The organism is Methylorubrum pseudosasae (genome assembly GCF_029504475.1).
Lineage (GTDB): Bacteria > Pseudomonadota > Alphaproteobacteria > Rhizobiales > Beijerinckiaceae > Methylobacterium > Methylobacterium extorquens.
Genome location: NZ_JAQGDU010000002.1, coordinates 4,088,990 through 4,107,038, shown reverse-complemented (window position 1 = coordinate 4,107,038; position 18,049 = coordinate 4,088,990). Strand labels below are relative to the sequence as shown.

Sequence of the window (18,049 nt, the reverse complement as noted above, 5' to 3'; positions counted from 1 at the left end):
CGAATTCGGGGGCCGATCGCTTCCCGCGAGAAGTGGAACTTTCCCCGCCGCGATCAGCTCGCCATCGTTTGCTTCACCGTCTCGACGAGCTGCTTAAGGCTGAAGGGCTTGGGCAAGAAGTTGAAGGTCTCGCCCTCGGGCAGGTTCTTGCGGAAGGCGTCCTCGGCGTAGCCGGAGACGAAGATCACCTTGAGGTCGGGCATGTGCTTGCGCAGCTCGCGCAGCAGGGTGGGCCCATCCATCTCCGGCATCACGACATCGGAGACCACCACGTCGATGCCGTCGGCATGCTCCTCGATCAGGCGCAGCGCCTCGATGCCGGAGGCCGCCTCCAGCACGGTGTAGCCGCGGGCGGACAACGCCCGTGAATTGACCGCACGGACTGGGTCCTCGTCCTCGACGAGCAGGACGGTGCCTTGGCCGGTATGGTCCGCCGCGGGCTTTGGCGGCGGCTCCGGGGGACGGGCGGCGGGAGAGCCGGACTCCGTCGCCGATTTCGGTTCGGTGTCATCACCGGTAGCGGGCTTCGGCTCGGAACGCTCGGAGGCGCCGATCATCGTCGATCCGGAGGCCGTTCGCGGCGGCGGCAGCGGCTCGGGCAGGGCCTCGATGCCCGGCTCGTGGCGCGGCAGGTAGATGCGGAAGGTGGTGCCTTCGCCCACCGTCGACTGCACGTCGATCGCCCCGCCGGACTGGTTGACGATGCCGAACACCGTCGAGAGCCCGAGCCCGGTGCCCTTGCCGATCTCCTTGGTCGTGAAGAACGGCTCGAAGATCTTCTGGCGCACCTCCGGCGGGATGCCCTCGCCGGTATCGGTCACCTCGATCATGACGTGATCGCCCGCCGGGATGCCGACCGGCCGCTCGCCATCGACCGGGCAGTTGGCGGTGCGGATCGTCAGGCTGCCGCCGCCCGGCATCGCGTCGCGGGCGTTGACCGCGAGGTTCACGATCACCTGCTCGAACTGGTTCACGTCGGCCTTGATCGGCCAGATCTCGCGGCCGTGGCGGAAATCGAGCTGCACGCGCTCGCCGAGCAGGCGCTTCAACAGGAGCGTCAGATCGGAGAGCGCCTCGCCGACATCCATCACCTCTGGACGCAGGGTCTGGCGGCGGGAGAAGGCCAGCAGCTGGCGCACCAGGGACGCGGCCCGGTTCGCGTTCTGCTTGATCTGCATAATGTCTTGGAAGGCGTGGTCGGTCGGCCGGTGGCTCGCGAGCAGGAGGTCCGAGTAGCCGATGATCGCCTGGAGGACGTTGTTGAAGTCGTGGGCGATGCCGCCGGCGAGCTGGCCCACCGTGTCCATCTTCTGGGTCTGGGCGACCTGCTGTTCGAGCTGGCGCTGGGCCGTCGTGTCGAGGGCGTAGAGAATCACTCGTTCATGGTCGCCATCGCTGCCGGCCCGGGCCTCGGCATCGGGGCTCGGCGTCCCGTCGGAATCCGCCGGGCTCATCCAGACGCGAGCCGAGCGATCACCCGGCCCGGACAGGCCGACCTCGATCGGATCGAGGCCGCCGAAGCCGTTGGCGGCGCGGGCGAGCGCGCCTTCGATGACGCCACGGTCGCGCTCCAGCACCGCGTCGCGCATCATCGGATCGGGCGCGTCGCGGCCACCCTCCGCCGCGGGCTGGCGCGGCATGCCGGCGAACAGGCGCACGAACGAGGTGTTGGCGCGGATTACCCGGCCGTCCCGGTCGAGGGTGGCGATGGCGATCGGGCTGTTGTTGAGGAAGCGGGCGAGCCGAACCTCCGCCGCGCGCTGCGGCTCGTCGGCATCCGATCCGGCGGAGCGGTTGAGCACGAAGGTGCGCGAGGGGCCGGGTGCCCCGTCCTGCCCGTAGGCGACGCGATGGTAGAGCCGCGTCGGCAGCGGCTGTCCGTTGCGGCGGCGCAGGTCGATATCGTAGCGGTCGGTGCGCACTTCGCCGGGCAGGCCCGGCGAGGCGGTGAGCATGTCGGCGCCGGGTGCGATCTCGAGGAGCTTCAGCCCGCCGGAGCCGACGGTGGCGAGATCGTAGCCGAGCCAGGAGGCGAGCGTCGCGTTCATGTAGACGATCGAGCCGGCCGCATCGATCGACAGGAACCCCGCGGGGGCGTGGTCGAGATAGTCGATCGCGTGCTGAAGTTCCTGGAAGACGTTTTCCTGGCGCTCGCGCTCGTGGGTGATGTCGCTCACCGTCCAGAGCGCGGCGGAGCCGCGGTGGCGCGGGATCGGCCGAACCGCGATGCGGTACCACGCGAAGTCGCGGTCCGCCGCGCCGCCGGGCGGCGGCGACATCCGGATCTCTTCGGCATAGGCGCGGTCGTCGCGGGATGCCTGCGCGAGCCGATAGACCGCCTCCGAGACTTCCGGCGCGCCGACGAAGATGCGCTCGATGGAGCGGAGATTCGAAAAGCTGTCGCCGCCGGCAAGGCGCATATAGGCCTCGTTGGCGTAGATCATCCGCCCGTTATCCTCGACGACGAGCTTGCCCTCGGGGGCGGCGTCGACGATGGCGCGGGTGATGTCGTCGCGCGAGGCCGGGCCGGCGAGCTGAAGCGCGCCGATCGCTAGGGCGAACAGGAAGAACACGCCCGCCATCGCGAGCAGCGCCAGCAGGGCGAGGATGAGCGGCTGCGCCTGCTCATTGGCGACGAAGGACAGTCCCACCACCGCGCCGACGAGCAGGCCCGCCAGCATCAGCAGCAGGCCGACCCGGCCGGGCCGTTCCGAACGATCGATCGAACCGGACGCCGGCACCGCTGGTCCGCTGACCTCAGCCATCAGGCCCTACCCATCCCTCGCACACGGACGGCACATGGCTGCTGCGAGCCCTGTGGGTCGTCAAATGCCGCGCCTTTTGCCGGAGCATTGCCGGACAATGGTGCATAAACCGTGGCGCCTGAACGACTTCGCCGTCCCATGCGGAACCGCATCGAGCCTCAGGCGGCTCGGCGAAGGCGAAGCACGAAACCGATGACCTCCGCAACTGCGCGATAGTGCTCGGCGGGAATCTCCTCATCGACCTCGACCGTGGCGTGGAGGGCGCGGGCGAGCGGCGGGTTCTCCATCACCGGCACGTCGTGGTCGGCGGCGACGGCGCGGATGCGCAGCGCCAGCGAGTCGACGCCCTTGGCGACGCAGATCGGAGCGGCCATCCCGGCCTCGTAGCGCAGGGCCACGGCGAAGTGGGTTGGGTTCGTCACCACCACGGTGGCGGTGGGCACGGCGGCCATCATCCGCTTCTTCACGCGCGCTTGGCGCAACTGCCGGATCCGGGCCTTCACCTCGGGGCTGCCCTCGCTCTCCTTGTGCTCCTGCTTCATCTCCTCCTTGGTCATGCGCAGGCGCTTGTGCCAGCGGTTCCGCTGGTAGAGCGCGTCGCCGAGCGCGATCACCGCGTAGACCGCGAGCATGCCGCCCATCATCTTGAGGGCGAGCGTCAGGGTGCCCTGGAGCGCCACACCCGGATCGAGCTGGGCGAAGGATTCCGCCCGGTCGTGCTCGCTCCACAGGATCGTCCCGGCGATGGTGCCCACCACGATGATCTTGGCCAGCCCTTTGCCGAAATTCACCCAGGCATCCATGCCGAGCAGGCGCTTGGCGCCCGCCATCGGCGAGATGCGCGCGAATTTCGGCATCAGGCTCTCGGCGGTGAAGATCGGCCGGTGCTGGATCAGGCCGGCGGCGATGGCCGCGAGCATCGCGATGCCCAGCGGCACGGCGAGCGCCTTGGCACAGACCCAAGCCGCGCGCAGCGCCACGCCGAGATAAGTGCCCGAATCCGAGGGCAGGCCGCCGGCATGTTCGAGGAAGCCGCGCATGTCGCGGGTCAGCCCCTCCGCCACCGGGCGGGCCGACAGCATCAGGGCGAGGGTGAAGGCCGCCAGGATGAAGAAGGTGTTGATTTCAGGTGAGTTGGGGACGTCGCCGCGCTCGATCGCCTGCTCGATGCGCCGTGGCGTCGGGTCTTCGGTCTTGTCCTCGTCGTCGGTCTCGTCGGACACCGGCTCAGGCTCCCCGGTTCCGGATCAGCGCATCGTCCCGAAAGGTGGTCCCCGGCTTTCGGAGAAAGACGATGCGCACACAAGAGGCGAGGGCCTGAAACATCAGCGCCCGAGGAACGCGCCGAGATAGCGGCCGAGATCGTCGAGGAACAGCCCCATGATGAGGCCGAGCGCTCCGACCAGCAGCATCATGCCGATGATCACCGAGGCGGGAACCGCGAGGAAGAACACCTGTAATTGCGGCATCAGCCGGGAGAGCACGCCGAGGCCGAGATTGAACAGGATGCCGAACACGATGAACGGCCCGGAGATCCGCACCGCGAGGGCGAAGCTGCGACTGAAGGCATCGAGCGCGAGCTTGGCCGCATCCGCCATCGCCGGCACGCCGCTCGGCGGCAGCAGGAGGTAGCTGCGCCCGATCGCTTCGAGGGCGACGTGGTGCAGATCCGTCGCCAGGATGAGCGTGACGCCGAGCATCGCCAGGAAGTTGCCGATCGCCGCCTGCTGTCCGCCCATCGTCGGATCGACGGTCATGGCGTAGGACAGGCCGAGCTGCTGCGAGATCACCACGCCCGCCGTCTGGAGCGCGGCGACGATCATGCGTACGCAGAGGCCCAGCATCAGCCCGATCAGGATCTCGCCGATCAGCAGCCCGATCAGGGAGGGCGCTGCCAAGGCCGCATTGCCGGTCGGTAGCATCGGCCGCACGGTCGGGAACAGCACCAGCGTCACGAGCAAAGCGAGGGCGAGCCGCAGGCGGCTGGCGATGAGCTGCTCGCCCAATCCCGGCATCAGCATCATCAACGTGCCGACCCGGGCGAAGGTGATGAGGAAGGCCGCCGCGAGGCCGGGCAGCAGCAGGTCGAGCGGCGTGGTCATGCCGGCTCATCCTACACGCTTGGGCCGGCCGGCGCTGCCGCCGCATCATCCGCCCGCGGCGATCCGGGCGGCAATGCGGGCCATGTAGGCGGCCATGGCGTCGCCGATGAAGGGCAGCATCAGCAGCATCACCCCGAACACCGCGACGATCTTCGGCACATAGATGAGCGTCTGCTCCTGGATCTGCGTCAGCGCCTGGAACAGCGACACGATCAGGCCGACGACGAGGGCGACGATCATCATCGGCCCCGCCACCTTCAGGAAGACGAAGATGCCGTCGCGGGCGATGTCGAGGATGGCGAGGCCGGTCATGGGGCTTTGGACTTTTCGTCTGCTCTGCGGTGCATCGACGGCCTCCCCTCATCCCGCCTGCGGGTCGAGGGGCCAGAAAAACTAGATCGGCATCCGCATGATCTCTTCGTAGGCGGAGATCACGCGGTCGCGCACGGCGACCAGGGTCTGGAGAGCGGTTTCGCTCTCGGCCACCGCCGTCACCACATCCACCACGTTGGCCTTGCCGGTGGCCGCCGAGAGGGCGGCGCGGTCGGCCTGCGCGCCGGACTGGGCGACGTTGTCGAGGCTCTGCTGCAGGAAGCCGGTGAAGCCGCCCGGTGCGTTCAGGCCCTGGGCCATGCCCTGAACGGGTTTGACGGCGCCGGGGCGGGCGAGGCTCTGGGCCGCGCCGTAGGCGCCGGCGGCGAAGGCGGAGGTCGTCATCGGGGCTACGCCTTCAGGATCTCGAGGGTGCGGGAGATCATCCGCCGGGTGGCGGTCACCATGTTGAGGTTGGCCTCGTAGGAGCGCTGGGCCTCGCGCATGTCCATGTTTTCGATCAGCCCGTTGACGTTGGGCAGGCGCACCTCGCCGCGCGCATCCGCAGCCGGGTTGCCGGGATCGTGCTTGGTGCGGAACGGTGTGGGATCGCGCCGAACCCGGCCGGCCTCGACGACGCTGGCGTTCAGTTCGTTGTCGAAGCGGCTGGTGAAGGTCGGGATCTTGCGCCGATAGGGATCGCCGCCCGCGGTCTGGGCGGTGGAATCGGCGTTGGCGATGTTCTCGGCGATGATGCGCATCCGGCCGGACTGCGCCTTCAGGCCGGAGGCGGCGATGCCGAGGCTCTTCAAGAAATCCATGACGGTCCCCGTTCAGCGATGTCAGCGAGCGATGTCAGCGCTTGCCGACGGCGATTTTCAGGGCGTCGAGGCTCTTCTGGTAGAGCGAGGCGACGAGCTGGTAATCGGCTTGGTTGTCACCGGCCTTCATCATCTCTTCCTCCAGGTTCACCCCGTTGCCGGAGGGGCGGACCTCGAAGCCCTTGAAGCGGCGCGGGTCGGCGTTCGGTCCGGCGCTCGCCGTCATCCCGATATGCGTGGAATCGGTGCGGGCGATCCCGTCGCCGCCGATCGAAGCCGCGACCGGCGTCGCAAGTTTCATCGAGGCCGCGGACGGCTCGGCGAGATCGCGCGGGCGAAAACCGGGCATGTCGGCATTGGCGACGTTCTCAGCGAGCAGGGCCTGGCGGGCCTGATGCCAGTGCATCCGGGTGCGCAGCATGCCGAGCAGGGGCAGGTCGGTGAGCGACATGGTGCCTCGGGGTCGGCGCGGCCGGTGATGGATTTCGGAAAGCCACAGGTCCGAACCCGGCAGAATCTGCCGCTGACATGGTTAAGGAGCCGTTAACCCGGCAAAACCTGCCGGGTCTCCGTGGTGCCGCACATCGCTGCGGATGCTGGAATGGCCGCTGCGGGCTGCACCGAGTTGTTAACGGAGTGTCAACATACGTTGCCGGGGCGTGAAGCGGCGGCGATAATCGGGCCGTGTAATGCGTGGGGCCGAGATTGCGTCTCCGCCGGCTTCGGTCACCGCCGGACGTCGCGCGGCGGCGTCGGAGCCCCGACTTAGAAAGACGCGGGTCTTGCAAGCGTTCTTCAGTTCCGAGGGCTCCTACGCCTTGCAGTTCCTGGTGATCTTCCTCGCCATCCTGGTGCTGTTCCTGATTGCCGCGCTGCTGTTCATGCGGCTGTCCGGGCGCGGGCTCACGCTGTCCGCGAATGCGAGCCAGCGCGGACGCCAGCCGCGGCTCGGCATCGTCGACATCTACGAGCTCGACCGGCAGCGCCAACTTATCCTGCTGCGGCGGGACAACGTGGAGCACCTGCTGCTGGTCGGTGGCCCCAACGATGTGGTGATCGAGCGCCACATCCAGCGCGGCGCCGGCAGCCGCTACGCGCCGGACGGGAGCGCCCGGCCCGGTGGGGAGGCGGGCCTCAGCGACCCGGCGCTGGAGCCGCGGACCGATCCCTTCCTCGACTCTCCGATGCCCCCGACCTTCGCCATGCCGGAGGTGGTGCCCTCGGCGGTGTCCAGCGCCCAGGCCGCCCTCGACCGGGCGCCGCCCCTCGATCCCGGCCTGTTCGAGCCTGAGGCCTTGCCGGCCAACGCTCCGGCGCGGCCGGTCTCGCCGGTCAGCCGCCTGATGCGGCGAACGGCGCCGCCGGTGGTCTCTCCCCGCCCGGAGGTCGCGTCCGAGCGCCCCGCGCGACCGGAACCCGCCTCGGTCGAGCCGGTGCCGGAACCTGTGCCGGAGCCGCCGGTCATAGCCAGCCGTGGGCCGCGCTCGGTCGATCCGGCCGTTCTCTCGGATATGGCCCGGCAGCTTCAGGTGGCACTGAAGCGGCCCTCGTCCGCGGTCACGCCCCCGCCTGCGGACCCTGCCGAGGTGCCCCCTCCGGCACGGAAACCGGCCGAGCCGGCGCCCGCGCCGATCGATCCGGTCGCCGCGGCGATGGCAGCTGAGCCGGCCCCGCCCATGCCCGCCCCGCCGCCGCCGCCAGTTCGGCCGCAGCCGGCTCCCACCCCGGTGGTGGCAGCGCCCCGGCCCGAACCGAAGCCTGCGGCCCCCGCCAAGCCCGTCGCACCCCCGCCGTTCGTGGCGCCGTCCAAGCCGGACGCGATGAAGTCCGAACCTTTCAAGGTTGAGCCCCCCAAGCCCGAGCCGTCCAAGCCGGAGCCGTCGAAGGTCGAGCCGCCGGAGCCCGCCGCTCAGGCGCAGAACCCGTTCTCGGTGGAGGAGATCGAGGCCGAGTTCGCCCGCCTCCTCGGACGCCCGCTCGACAGCAAGAACTGAGGCGAGCACGCTCATCAGCCTCTTGGCCGTAAGGCCTGTTTTTCCGGAGGCCGCCGAACCCGCGTCGCGGTGCGGCGGCCCGAACGTTCGTGAGGCAGACCGGAGGCATGGAGGCACTCGTCGTCGGGGCGGGGGTGGTGGGGCTTGCGATCGCGCGAGCCCTCGCGCTGCGCGGCACCGCGGTGATCGTGGCTGAGGCCGCCGAAGCGATCGGCACTGGCGTGTCCGCCCGCAGTTCGGAGGTGATCCACGGCGGCATGTATTATCCCCCCGGCTCGCTGCGCGCCCGCCACTGCGTCGAGGGGCGCCGCCGTCTCGTCGAATTCTGCGAGAGCCACGGCGTGCCCTACCGGCTGTGCGGCAAGCTGATCGTGGCGACGCACGAGGCGGAGCGCTCGGCGCTCGAAACGATCCTGTCCCGCGGGGGCGAGAACCGGGTCGAGGGCCTGACTTGGTGTGAGCGCGCCGAGGCTGTGGCTCTGGAACCGGCCTTGTCCTGCGTCGCCGCGCTCCATTCCCCCGCCACCGGCATCGTCGACAGCCACGCCCTGATGCTGGCGCTCCTCGGCGATGTCGAAGATGCGGGCGGCGTGCTGGCGTTGAATACCCCGATCGAAGCGGCCGAGCGCCGGGATGGGCGCTGGGAGGTCCGCTTCGGCGGCGCGGCGCCGGACGTGCTGCAGGTCGATTGTCTGATCAACGCGGCGGGCCTCGGCGCACAAGCCCTCGCTCGCCAGATCGAGGGGGCGGCGGACGGCATCCCCCGTCAGGTTCTGGCCAAGGGCAGCTATTTCGGATGCAGCGGCCGGCCGGCCTTCACGCGGCTGATCTACCCGGCCCCGGTCGAGGGAGGCCTCGGCATCCACCTGACTCTGGACCTCGCCGGACGCATGCGGTTCGGGCCCGATGTCGAGTGGGTGGACGCCCCCGATTACGCGGTCGATCCGGGACGCGCCGAGCGCTTCGAGGCGGCAATCCGGCGCTACTGGCCCGGCCTGCCGGACGGGCGCCTGATGCCGGACTATGCGGGCATCCGGCCGAAACTCAGCGGCCCCGGCGAGCCGGCTGCGGATTTTCGCATCGACGGCCCCGGCGAGCACGGATGGCCGGGCCTGGTGCAACTCTTCGGGATCGAAAGTCCGGGCCTCACCTCCGCGCTCTCGCTGGCTGAGGCGGTGGCCGATCAGGTGATCGCTTAAGGCTACGCAGCCCGCACCAGATCGGCCTTCGTCCCATCCGCCACCGCATCGGTGTGAACCGCGAAGCTGACCAGCCGCGCCGCGCCGAAGCTCGTGGAGATCGCGCAATCCGTCGCGTCGCGACCGCGCGCCATGACGATGCGGCCGATCCGCGGCGTGTTGTGGCGGGCGTCGAAGGTGTACCAGCGCCCGCCGAGATAGACCTCGAACCACGCCGAAAAGTCCATCGGATCGGCCACGGGCGGCACGCCGATATCGCCGAGATAGCCGGTGCAGTAGCGCGCCGGAATGTTCATGCAGCGGCAGAACGCGACGGCAAGATGCGCGAAATCGCGGCAGACGCCGACCTGCTGCTGGTAGCCGTCGAAGGCCGAGCGGGTGGCATCCGCCTGCATATAATTGAAGCGGATGCGCTCGTGCACGTAATCGACAATAGCCTGAACCCGCGCCCAACCCTGCGGCGTCTGGCCGAAGAGCGACCACGCAATCCCGGCCAGCTTATCGGTGTCGCAGTAGCGGCTCGCCATCAGGTAGAGCATCACGTCGTCGGGTAGGGCCTCCACCGGAATCTGGGCGGCCTCCGGCGCGACTGCGTCGGGCAGGCCTGAATCGGCGACCAGGAAGTCCGCCGAGATCGAGAGGCGGCCCGGCGGCGCGACGATGCGGGTGCAGACGTTGCCGAAGGAATCGAGCGTCTGCCGCTGCGGAATCGGCGGATCGAAGACGATGTCTTGCGGGCTGCGCAGGTCGCCCTCGCGGGAGGGGTGAAGGCTGAGGAGCAGCGAGATCGGCGTTGCAGCATCAGTCTCGAAGGTGATGTCGTAACCGGCCTTGATCAGCATGCGGCAGCTCGTGACTTCGATTTTCAATCCCCGAAAATAGAGACTGAGGGGGACCAAGCGTTAATTCTTATGATTACCACGCGTTCCGTTATCGCGTTGCACAAATGTTTCGCAGTCCGCCCATACAAAAAGCGGACGCCGGACGGGGCGTTGGCGCGCATTGCTGCTGCAGCGCACTCGGCGGTATGGAGGCGTCCATGTGGACCGCTCTCTGGAACCGCCTCGCCCATCCGGGCCAATTCCTGCGCTGGTCGGGTGCGGCCTTGCCCTGGCTCGCGTCGGCGTCGGCCCTGCTCGTTGCCGCCGGGCTGTACCTGACCTTCTTCGTCGTGCCGCCCGACTACCAGCAGGGCGACACCGTGCGGATCATGTATGTCCATGTCCCTGCCGCGATTCTCGGCATGGGCTTCTATGGCGCGATGACGCTCTCGGCGATCGGCACGATGGTCTGGCGCCACCCGCTCGCCGACGTGTCGCAGCGCGCCGCCGCGCCGATCGGCGCGGCCTTCACTCTGATCTGCCTCGTCACCGGCTCGCTCTGGGGCAAGCCGATGTGGGGGACCTACTGGGTCTGGGACGCGCGGCTGACCTCGATGCTGGTGCTGTTCCTGATCTATTGCGGCATCATCGCCCTGTGGCGGACCATCGAGGATCCGAGCCGGGCGGCGCGCGCGGTCTCGATCCTGACATTGGTCGGCGCGGTGAACCTGCCGATCATCAAATTCTCGGTGAACTGGTGGTCGACGCTGCACCAGCCGGCCTCGATCCTGCGCATGGGCGGCTCGTCCATCGATTCCTCGATGCTCTACCCGCTGCTCGAGATGGTGCTGGCGATGACCCTGCTCGGCGTCACGCTGCATCTTCAGGCGATGCGCACCGAGATCTACCGCCGCCGGGTGCGCACGCTGCTGATCCGGCAGGCGGAGCGGCTCGATGCCGGCGTGCAGGAGGCCGCACCGATGACCCGCGCGGCGGCGACCCTTCCCGTGGGCCAAGCGATCTAGAGCGCTTTCCGACGAAGTGGACGCCGGTTCGGCGGAAGAAAGCGCGTTGACACTAAGACCTAGAGACGCCGGCCTGATGCAATCAGGTCGGATGCGGCTCTAGGACGATCGATGGGACGAGCACTCTGAGACCCGCCATGGAATTCGGACCTTACGCCCCCTTCATCGTCGGCTCCTATGGCTTCGCAGCCCTGGTGCTCGGCGCCCTGGCCCTCAACGGCTGGTGGGATGGGCGGACGCAGCGCCGCGCGCTCGCCGAGCTGCAGGACGAGCGGGGAGGTCGCCCGTGAACGCGCAGGCCCCGCAAGCGACCCCGCCCGGCACCGGGGAGCGCCCCCGCCGCTCGCTGCTCGCGCTGCTGCCGGTGCTCGTCTTCGCCATCTTGGCCGTCGCCTTCCTGGTCCGGCTGCGCTCGGGCGCCGATCCTGCGGCTTTGCCCTCGGCGTTGATCGGCAAACCGGTTCCCGCATTCGCGTTGGAGCCGGTGCCGGGCCTCCAGGCCGCCGGCCGGCCGGTGCCCGGTTTGTCGAGTGCGGACCTCAAGGGGCAGGTGACCGTCCTCAACATCTTCGCCTCGTGGTGCGCCCCGTGCCAGATCGAGCATCCGATGCTGATGCGGCTCGCGCAGGAGCCCGGCATCCGCCTCGTCGGCATCGACTACAAGGATCCCGGCGATGCCGGGCGGCGCTGGCTGGAGCGCAATGGCCTGCCGTTCGCGGCGGTCGGCGCTGACGCGAGCGGCCGGGCCGGAATCGACCTCGGCGTCTATGGCGTGCCGGAGACCTTCATCATCGGTCCCGACGGCCGCATCCGCGACAAGCTCGTCGGAATCCTGACGCCGGAAAATTACACAAGCGTGCTGGAGCGTATTCGCGCCGCCGGACGGACCGCCCCCGTGACCAACTGACCGGGATCAGGCGGCACGCTTGGAAACCGGGGATCGGAGGCGTATGCAGCCCCTGTCCGCTTGAAGCCGTTCCAAGGTGGAGGCGCGGGCCAACCGTCTCAAATCACGATCAGAAGAGCGCCATGCGGATCGGACTGTTCGTCCCCTGCTACGTCGATGCCTTCGAGCCCGAGGTCGGCATCGCCACGCTGGAACTGCTGGAGCGCTTCGGCCTCACCGTCGAATACCCTTACGATCAGACCTGCTGCGGCCAGCCGATGACCAATACCGGCTGCCATCAAGAGGCCGCCGCGACCGAGGCGCTGTTCGTCAAGAATTTTTCCGGGTTCGACTACATCGTCGCCCCGTCCGGCTCCTGCGTGCATCAGGTGCGCGAGCACCTCACCGCCATCCCGCAGACCGATGCGGTCAAGCATGTGCGAACCAGGACGTTCGAACTCGTCGAATTCCTCCACGACGTGCTCAAGATCGAGGATCTTCCCTGGGCGGCGTTCCCGCACAAGGTCGCCTATCACTCGAACTGCAACGCGCTGCGCGGCATCGGCCATGCTCGGCCGACCGAACTGAACCAGCCGTTCTTCTCGAAGCCGCTCAACCTTCTGAAGAAGGTGAAGGGGGTGGAGATCGTCGATCTGACCCGGCCCGACGAGTGCTGCGGTTTTGGAGGCACCTTCTCGGTGTTCGAGCCCGCGGTCTCGGCCAAGATGGGCTACGACAAGGTGACCGATCAGGCCCGCGCGGGCGCCGAATACGTGGTCTCGGCCGATTCCTCCTGCCTGATGCATCAGAAGGGCTGTGCCGAGCGTCTCGGCGTCGGCCTCAAATACATTCACATCGCCCAGGTGCTGAACGGAGCCGCCGCATGAGCGCCGACGACCTGACCCCGCGCCAGACCGAGGACGTGCTCCACCCCGAGGTGCGTGCGCCCTCCGACGAGAGCGAGCGCGGCCCTGGCGGCGAACGGCTCCAGCACGCCGAAGCCGCCTCGAAGCCGATCCGCGCTGACGCGCCGCGCGAGCCGCAGCCCCGCGGCGCCAAGGTGCGCGGCAACCGCCCGATCGACCAGGCGGAGGCCGCCGAGCGCTTCCTTGCCGCGCCGATGCATCAGAAGGCCCATGACGAGCGCCTTTGGGACGTGCGCCGCAAGCGCGATGTCGCCGCCCACGGCATCCCCGAATGGGAAGAGCTTCGCGAGATTGCCTCGCAGATCAAGACGCACACGCTCACCCATCTCGACCATTACCTCGAACAGTTCGAGGCGGCCGCAAAGGCCAACGGCGTCCATGTCCACTGGGCCGAGGATGGAGCGGACCACAACCGCATCGTCCTCGACATCCTGCGCAAGCACGGCGCCAAGTCGCTGGTAAAGTCGAAGTCGATGCTGACCGAGGAGTGCGGCTTCCGCCACTTCATGGCGGCCCACGACATCGACGTGATCGAGACCGATCTCGGCGAGCGCATCCAGCAGCTCGACGACGAGGAGCCGAGCCACGTGGTGATGCCGGCGGTCCACAAGACCCGCCTCGACGTCGCCGAGGTGTTCGCCCGGACGCTCGGTACCGACCCCGACAACGACGACGCCCACTACCTCGCCGAGAGCCAGCGCGAGACCACGCGCCCGCTGATCCTCAAGGCCGATGCCGGCCTCACCGGCTGCAACTTCGCCATCGCCGAGACCGGCACGGTGGTCACCTGCACCAACGAGGGCAATGCCGACCTCTCCGGCAACGTGCCGCCGCTGCAGATCCATTCGATCGGCATCGAGAAAATCATCCCGCGGGTCGAGCATCTCGGCGTGTTCATCCGCCTGCTGTCGCGCTCGGCGCTCGGTTCGCCGATCACCCAGTACACCTCGCATTTCCGTGGGCCGCGGCCCGGCACCGAGATGCACATGGTGCTGGTCGATAACGGCCGCTCCGAGCGGCTGGGGATGGAGGAGTTCTGGACCTCGCTCAAATGCATCCGCTGCGGCGCCTGCATGAACACCTGCCCGGTCTACCGGCGCTCGGGCGGCCTCTCCTATGGCGCGACCTATTCCGGGCCGATCGGGCTCATCATCGATCCGACCTTCAACAAGCGGAAATACTCGACCCTGCCGTTCTCCTCGACGATGAACGGCTCCTGCACCAATGTCTGCCCGGTCAAGATCAACATCCACGAGCAGATCTTCGCGTGGCGCAAGGTGCTGGCCGAGGAGCACCAGATCCCGCTCCTGAAGCAGGGCATGATGAAGGCCGCCGGCGCCGTGCTGAGCCGCCCGGCCGCGTATCGCGCCGCGATCCAGACCGCCGACTCGGCCCTGCGCGTCCTGCCGCGCTTTGCCGTCTACAACCCGGCCAACACCTGGGGGAAGAAGCGCGAGATGCCCCACGCCCCGCGCCAGAGCTTCCACGCGTGGTACCGCCAGAACCGGATGAAGAAGGGGAGCGACGCGTGAGCGCCCGCGAGGCCATCCTCGGCCGGCTCAAGGCCAACCGCCCGGCCGGCGACTTTCCGCTGCCGGAGGTGCCGACCTTCGCGCCGCTGGTGGGGGACGATCTCGTCGCCGAATTCGCCGAGCGTCTGGGCAAGATGGGCGGGCGCGTCGAGCGTGCGGGCGGCCCGTCCGATCCCTTCGCCCCGGTGCGGGCGCGTCTGGACGGGGCGGCGGTGATCGCCTCCGCCGTGCCCGAATTCTCGGGGAATCGTGACCTCGCCGCTGTCGCCAAGCCGACCGAGGTCAATGATGTCGACGTGGCGGTGGTGCGCGCGCGCTTCGGCGTCGCCGAGACCGGCTCGGTGCTGTTCACACAAGACGACCTGATCGTGAACGCGGTCGCCTATCTCGCCCAGCACCTGATCGTGCTGCTCGACCCGGCCGACATCCTAGTGAACATTCAGGCTGCCTACAAGCGTCCGGACTTCGGACAGGCGGCCTATGCCGTGCTCCATACGGGTCCGTCCGCCACGGCCGACATCGAGGGCGTGCTGATCCACGGGGCGCAGGGCGTGCGCTCGCTGACCGTGCTTCTGCTGCAGCGCAAAAAACAAGCAGCCTGAAAGCGGAGCCGAACGGATCTCTGCGCGTTTGCGGCAAAACGCCTCGCTCGAACGGGGCGTCTTCCCGCAAAATTCGGAGCCGTCCCCGTGCGATTCAAGCTCGGTTGCAGTCTTGCCTATCAGGTCAAGGCGCCCACCACCTTCATCTTCAATGTCGAGGTCGCGAAATTGCGAAGCCTCGACATCGCCCGCGAAAGCCTGACCCTCGCGCCGGACCTGGCGCGGCGCGTGTACGTCACGCCGGACCTCAAGAACCGCTATCTCGGCGTGAACGTGCAGCCCGGCCCGTTCTCGCTCGAATACAATGCCGAGGTGGATCTGGCCGTCGTGCGGGCCGATCCGGCGACGATTTCCGAGACGCCCGTCTCCGAACTCCCCCTCGACATCCTCCCCTTCCTGCTGCCGAGCCGTTTCGTCTCGTCGGACCGGCTCGCCGCCTTCGCCCAAGCCGAGTTCGGCGACCTTCCGAAGGGCCATCAGCGCGTCAATGCGATCTGCAACTGGATCCATGACAACATCGCCTATCGGCGTGGTTCGAGCGACGGCGAGACGACGGCCGACGAGAGCCTGCTGATGCGTGCCGGCGTGTGCCGCGACTTCGCCCATCTCGGCGCCGCCTTCTGCCGCGGGCTCGGCATCCCCGCCCGGTTCGTGAGCTGCTACGCCTACGGCCTCGTGCCCAGCGACTTCCACGCCGTGTTCGAAGCCTATCTCGATGGGCGCTGGTGGCTGTTCGACGCGACGCGCCAAGCCCATCTCGACGGTCTCGTGCGCATCGGCATCGGGCGGGATGCCGCCGAAATCGCCTTTTCGACGCCCTACGGCGAGATGCAGCCGACCGGTATGGAGATCCGTATCGATCGCGCCGACGGAGGCCCGGAGCCGATGGAGCGCACGGTCGATGCGATCTCAACGGAGGAGCCGGCTCCGCATGCCGGCGCGGCCTGACCAAGGCGCCTCACGATCGACGCCCTACCCGGCGAATCCGGTGGCCCGAGCGCGCTATGAAGTTTTTTTCGCACCGGGCGGATTAAAACGGCATTTTAGCCCGTCAATCTTATGTTCCAGGTAAGCCTGGACGAATCTCCAAACTCCGCCCGCCCGGCTCCGTCCGTGGCGGGCTTTTTCGTTCGCGCTCGTCGCAATCCCATTGGAACAACGGACGCCGAGACGGCAAACCACATGCGGTATCTAATTACCGCATCCGCAAAAGCCTTCCACGGATTGCGCTTTTCTCTTCGAGGCGTTCTTCGTCTGCCTTGACGAAGACACAGAATCCCCCTAGTGACCCAGCCGTACGCCGCTGCGTCCTCACCCGACGCGGCGGCGCCTTGTTTCCAACGTCACCGGCACGGGAATCGGCCATGAAGACCACTTCGCTGAAGCCTGCCGACGTCGACAAGAAGTGGGTCGTGATCGACGCCGAGGGCCTCGTCGTGGGCCGTCTCGCTTCGATCGTGGCGATGCGTCTGCGCGGCAAGCACAAGCCCGCCTACACGCCCCACGTCGATTGCGGCGACCACGTCATCGTCATCAATGCGGACAAGGTGAAGTTCACCGGCCGCAAGTACGACCAGAAGGTCTACTACCACCACACGGGCTATCCGGGCGGCATCAAGGAGCGCTCGGCCAAGTTCATCCTCGAGGGTCGGTTCCCCGAGCGCGTGGTCGAGAAGGCCGTGGAGCGCATGCTGCCGCGCGGCCCGCTCTTCCGCCAGATCCTCGGCCACCTGCGCGTCTACAAGGGTGCCGCGCATCCCCACGAGGCCCAGCAGCCGCAGGCGCTCGACGTCGGCTCCCTCAACCGTAAGAACGTGAGCGCTTGATTATGGCGACCCTTCAGTCCCTCGCCGACCTCAATCGGGCGAACACCCAGACGAGCAACCCCGAGAACGAGGCGCCCGTCCACGTCCAGAAGCTGGACGCCCAGGGCCGCGCCTACGCGACCGGCAAGCGTAAGGACGCGGTCGCCCGCGTCTGGATCAAGCCCGGCAACGGCACCGTGGTCGTCAACGGCCGCCCGGTCGAGACCTACTTCGCCCGTCCGGTGCTGCGCATGATCCTGCGCCAGCCGCTGGAGATCGTGTCTCGCGTCGATCAGTACGACATCACCGTCACGGTGAAGGGTGGTGGTCTCTCCGGTCAGGCCGGCGCCGTGCGCCACGGCCTGTCCAAGGCGCTGACCTACTATGAGCCGGAGCTGCGCTCCTCGCTCAAGCGCGAAGGCTTCCTGACCCGCGACCCGCGCGTCGTCGAGCGCAAGAAGTACGGCCGCAAGAAGGCTCGCCGCAGCTTCCAGTTCTCGAAGCGCTAAGGCGTTTCATTTTCGCTGGTGCAAAGGGCGGGGCCGCAAGGCTCCGCCTTTTTCGTATCTTGGATCGAGGCGAGACCGTCGCATGAAGAGGGCAGGGAGCCCGGACCGTCCGAGCCATGCCGCGCCGCCGACGGACCGCCGCGCGGTTCTGGCCGAGGCGTTGGCCCGTCTCGCGCCGCGCCTTCCGGATTTCGAGGCGGAAGCGGTGCTGGACCGGGCGTTGCGCAGTCCCGGCCTGCGCGGCGCGGTGCCGGAGACCGCGGTTTGGCTCGCCCTGACGGCGTTCACCCGGCACAGCTTCACCGAGTACGACGACCTCCTCGACGAGGGTTACGACCGTGACAGCGCCCGCCACTTCGTTCTCGACGAGATGAACGCGCGGCTCGCCGAATGGGGCTGCCGCCGCCGCGTTTCCGAAGAGGCTGATCCCGACGAGGACGACTTCCCCGAAGCGTGAGGGGACAGCATTTCGTCTTCGCTTGCCGGCCTGCTGCCGCTGGGGCAGGGAGGGCCATCTCAACAGCGGAGACACCCGTCGATGAAGCTCAGCGCGCGCAACGTCCTCAAGGGCAAGGTGGTTTCGGTCGAGAAGGGCTCGACCACGGCCCATGTGAAGATCGAGATCGCCAACGGTCAGATCGTCACCTCGGCCATCACCAACGAATCGGTCGATTCGCTGGGGCTGAAGGTCGGCGGCGAAGCCTATGCCGTGATCAAGAGCTCCGACGTCATCATCGCCGTCGATTAAGT

21 protein-coding genes are annotated in these 18,049 nt (G+C 68.1%); 13 read left to right on the top strand and 8 right to left on the bottom strand.

Annotation, left to right across the window (positions count from 1 at the left end):
• Positions 1–53: 53 nt before the first annotated feature.
• The 7 genes from cckA to flgB form a co-directional block, all read right to left on the bottom strand.
• A complete protein-coding gene (gene cckA / locus M2437_RS20385) occupies positions 54–2,765 on the bottom strand; it encodes a cell cycle histidine kinase CckA (RefSeq protein ID WP_253388525.1) in 2,712 nt (903 codons plus the stop codon).
• 158 nt (positions 2,766–2,923) lie between these two features.
• A complete protein-coding gene (gene flhB / locus M2437_RS20380; protein WP_056458829.1) occupies positions 2,924–3,988 on the bottom strand; it encodes a flagellar biosynthesis protein FlhB in 1,065 nt (354 codons plus the stop codon).
• A 102-nt stretch (positions 3,989–4,090) separates the two neighbouring features.
• Positions 4,091–4,867, bottom strand: coding sequence for a flagellar biosynthetic protein FliR (gene fliR, locus M2437_RS20375; RefSeq protein WP_056458832.1), 777 nt, complete (start codon positions 4,865–4,867; stop codon positions 4,091–4,093).
• 45 nt (positions 4,868–4,912) lie between these two features.
• The gene (gene fliQ / locus M2437_RS20370; RefSeq protein WP_003603418.1) at positions 4,913–5,179 is read right to left on the bottom strand and encodes a flagellar biosynthesis protein FliQ; all 267 of its coding nucleotides are present in this window, start codon (positions 5,177–5,179) and stop codon (positions 4,913–4,915) included.
• Positions 5,180–5,260: 81 nt separating this feature from the next.
• A complete protein-coding gene (gene fliE / locus M2437_RS20365) occupies positions 5,261–5,584 on the bottom strand; it encodes a flagellar hook-basal body complex protein FliE (RefSeq protein ID WP_253388524.1) in 324 nt (107 codons plus the stop codon).
• Between the two features lie 5 nt (positions 5,585–5,589).
• A complete protein-coding gene (gene flgC / locus M2437_RS20360) occupies positions 5,590–6,000 on the bottom strand; it encodes a flagellar basal body rod protein FlgC (protein ID WP_003603420.1) in 411 nt (136 codons plus the stop codon).
• A 34-nt stretch (positions 6,001–6,034) separates the two neighbouring features.
• Complete coding sequence (flgB, locus tag M2437_RS20355) at positions 6,035–6,451, bottom strand: flagellar basal body rod protein FlgB (protein WP_253388523.1); 417 nt, start codon at positions 6,449–6,451, stop codon at positions 6,035–6,037.
• 331 nt (positions 6,452–6,782) lie between these two features.
• On the opposite strand from flgB, the gene M2437_RS20350 reads away from it, so the two are divergent.
• Together M2437_RS20350 and M2437_RS20345 are read left to right on the top strand one after the other, a co-directional pair.
• Complete coding sequence (locus M2437_RS20350; RefSeq protein WP_253388522.1) at positions 6,783–7,994, top strand: hypothetical protein; 1,212 nt, start codon at positions 6,783–6,785, stop codon at positions 7,992–7,994.
• 107 nt (positions 7,995–8,101) lie between these two features.
• Entirely contained in the window at positions 8,102–9,193 is a 1,092-nt protein-coding gene (locus M2437_RS20345) for an NAD(P)/FAD-dependent oxidoreductase (RefSeq protein ID WP_253389652.1), read from the top strand.
• A 2-nt stretch (positions 9,194–9,195) separates the two neighbouring features.
• On the opposite strand, the gene M2437_RS20340 is transcribed toward M2437_RS20345, so the two are convergent.
• Complete coding sequence (locus tag M2437_RS20340) at positions 9,196–10,035, bottom strand: transglutaminase-like domain-containing protein (RefSeq protein WP_056120723.1); 840 nt, start codon at positions 10,033–10,035, stop codon at positions 9,196–9,198.
• 197 nt (positions 10,036–10,232) lie between these two features.
• On the opposite strand from M2437_RS20340, the gene M2437_RS20335 reads away from it, so the two are divergent.
• The 11 genes from M2437_RS20335 (at position 10,233) to M2437_RS20285 (ending at position 18,047) form a co-directional block, all read left to right on the top strand.
• Positions 10,233–11,039 carry a heme ABC transporter permease gene (locus M2437_RS20335; RefSeq protein ID WP_253388521.1) on the top strand — a complete coding sequence of 269 codons (807 nt, stop codon included), beginning with the start codon at positions 10,233–10,235 and terminating at the stop codon, positions 11,037–11,039.
• A gap of 137 nt (positions 11,040–11,176) precedes the next feature.
• On the top strand, positions 11,177–11,329 hold the full coding sequence (gene ccmD, locus M2437_RS20330; protein WP_147018510.1) for a heme exporter protein CcmD: 153 nt from the start codon (positions 11,177–11,179) through the stop codon (positions 11,327–11,329).
• On the top strand, positions 11,326–11,946 hold the full coding sequence (locus M2437_RS20325; RefSeq protein WP_253388520.1) for a DsbE family thiol:disulfide interchange protein: 621 nt from the start codon (positions 11,326–11,328) through the stop codon (positions 11,944–11,946). Before ccmD ends, M2437_RS20325 begins: the two co-directional genes overlap by 4 nt.
• A gap of 122 nt (positions 11,947–12,068) precedes the next feature.
• Entirely contained in the window at positions 12,069–12,812 is a 744-nt protein-coding gene (locus tag M2437_RS20320; protein WP_253388519.1) for a (Fe-S)-binding protein, read from the top strand.
• Positions 12,809–14,383: a lactate utilization protein B gene (locus M2437_RS20315; protein WP_012254003.1), complete on the top strand. Its 1,575-nt coding sequence runs from the start codon at positions 12,809–12,811 to the stop codon at positions 14,381–14,383. Before M2437_RS20320 ends, M2437_RS20315 begins: the two co-directional genes overlap by 4 nt.
• A complete protein-coding gene (locus M2437_RS20310) occupies positions 14,380–14,985 on the top strand; it encodes a LutC/YkgG family protein (protein ID WP_082289410.1) in 606 nt (201 codons plus the stop codon). Before M2437_RS20315 ends, M2437_RS20310 begins: the two co-directional genes overlap by 4 nt.
• 87 nt (positions 14,986–15,072) lie before the next feature.
• Complete coding sequence (locus M2437_RS20305; protein ID WP_253388518.1) at positions 15,073–15,933, top strand: transglutaminase-like domain-containing protein; 861 nt, start codon at positions 15,073–15,075, stop codon at positions 15,931–15,933.
• Positions 15,934–16,349: 416 nt separating this feature from the next.
• The gene (gene rplM / locus M2437_RS20300; RefSeq protein ID WP_004446860.1) at positions 16,350–16,811 is read left to right on the top strand and encodes a 50S ribosomal protein L13; all 462 of its coding nucleotides are present in this window, start codon (positions 16,350–16,352) and stop codon (positions 16,809–16,811) included.
• A 2-nt stretch (positions 16,812–16,813) separates the two neighbouring features.
• Positions 16,814–17,299, top strand: coding sequence for a 30S ribosomal protein S9 (gene rpsI, locus M2437_RS20295; RefSeq protein WP_004446858.1), 486 nt, complete (start codon positions 16,814–16,816; stop codon positions 17,297–17,299).
• An 82-nt stretch (positions 17,300–17,381) separates the two neighbouring features.
• Positions 17,382–17,756, top strand: coding sequence for a DUF2293 domain-containing protein (locus M2437_RS20290; RefSeq protein WP_015822955.1), 375 nt, complete (start codon positions 17,382–17,384; stop codon positions 17,754–17,756).
• Positions 17,757–17,837: 81 nt separating this feature from the next.
• Positions 17,838–18,047, top strand: a complete 210-nt coding sequence (locus tag M2437_RS20285; protein ID WP_004446854.1) for a TOBE domain-containing protein — start codon at positions 17,838–17,840, stop codon at positions 18,045–18,047.
• Positions 18,048–18,049 lie beyond the last annotated feature (2 nt).

Bases quoted from the DNA above. Each gene is read 5' to 3' on its own strand.
- cckA (WP_253388525.1), bottom strand. From the start codon at position 2,765: ATGGCTGAGGTCAGCGGACCAGCGGTGCCGGCGTCCGGTTCGATCGAT.
- fliR (WP_056458832.1), bottom strand. From the start codon at position 4,867: ATGACCACGCCGCTCGACCTGCTGCTGCCCGGCCTCGCGGCGGCCTTC.
- fliQ (WP_003603418.1), bottom strand. From the start codon at position 5,179: ATGACCGGCCTCGCCATCCTCGACATCGCCCGCGACGGCATCTTCGTC.
- fliE (WP_253388524.1), bottom strand. From the start codon at position 5,584: ATGACGACCTCCGCCTTCGCCGCCGGCGCCTACGGCGCGGCCCAGAGC.
- flgC (WP_003603420.1), bottom strand. From the start codon at position 6,000: ATGGATTTCTTGAAGAGCCTCGGCATCGCCGCCTCCGGCCTGAAGGCG.
- flgB (WP_253388523.1), bottom strand. From the start codon at position 6,451: ATGTCGCTCACCGACCTGCCCCTGCTCGGCATGCTGCGCACCCGGATG.
- M2437_RS20345 (WP_253389652.1), top strand. From the start codon at position 8,102: ATGGAGGCACTCGTCGTCGGGGCGGGGGTGGTGGGGCTTGCGATCGCG.
- M2437_RS20340 (WP_056120723.1), bottom strand. From the start codon at position 10,035: ATGCTGATCAAGGCCGGTTACGACATCACCTTCGAGACTGATGCTGCA.
- M2437_RS20335 (WP_253388521.1), top strand. From the start codon at position 10,233: ATGTGGACCGCTCTCTGGAACCGCCTCGCCCATCCGGGCCAATTCCTG.
- ccmD (WP_147018510.1), top strand. From the start codon at position 11,177: ATGGAATTCGGACCTTACGCCCCCTTCATCGTCGGCTCCTATGGCTTC.
- M2437_RS20320 (WP_253388519.1), top strand. From the start codon at position 12,069: ATGCGGATCGGACTGTTCGTCCCCTGCTACGTCGATGCCTTCGAGCCC.
- M2437_RS20315 (WP_012254003.1), top strand. From the start codon at position 12,809: ATGAGCGCCGACGACCTGACCCCGCGCCAGACCGAGGACGTGCTCCAC.
- rplM (WP_004446860.1), top strand. From the start codon at position 16,350: ATGAAGACCACTTCGCTGAAGCCTGCCGACGTCGACAAGAAGTGGGTC.
- rpsI (WP_004446858.1), top strand. From the start codon at position 16,814: ATGGCGACCCTTCAGTCCCTCGCCGACCTCAATCGGGCGAACACCCAG.
- M2437_RS20290 (WP_015822955.1), top strand. From the start codon at position 17,382: ATGAAGAGGGCAGGGAGCCCGGACCGTCCGAGCCATGCCGCGCCGCCG.
- M2437_RS20285 (WP_004446854.1), top strand. From the start codon at position 17,838: ATGAAGCTCAGCGCGCGCAACGTCCTCAAGGGCAAGGTGGTTTCGGTC.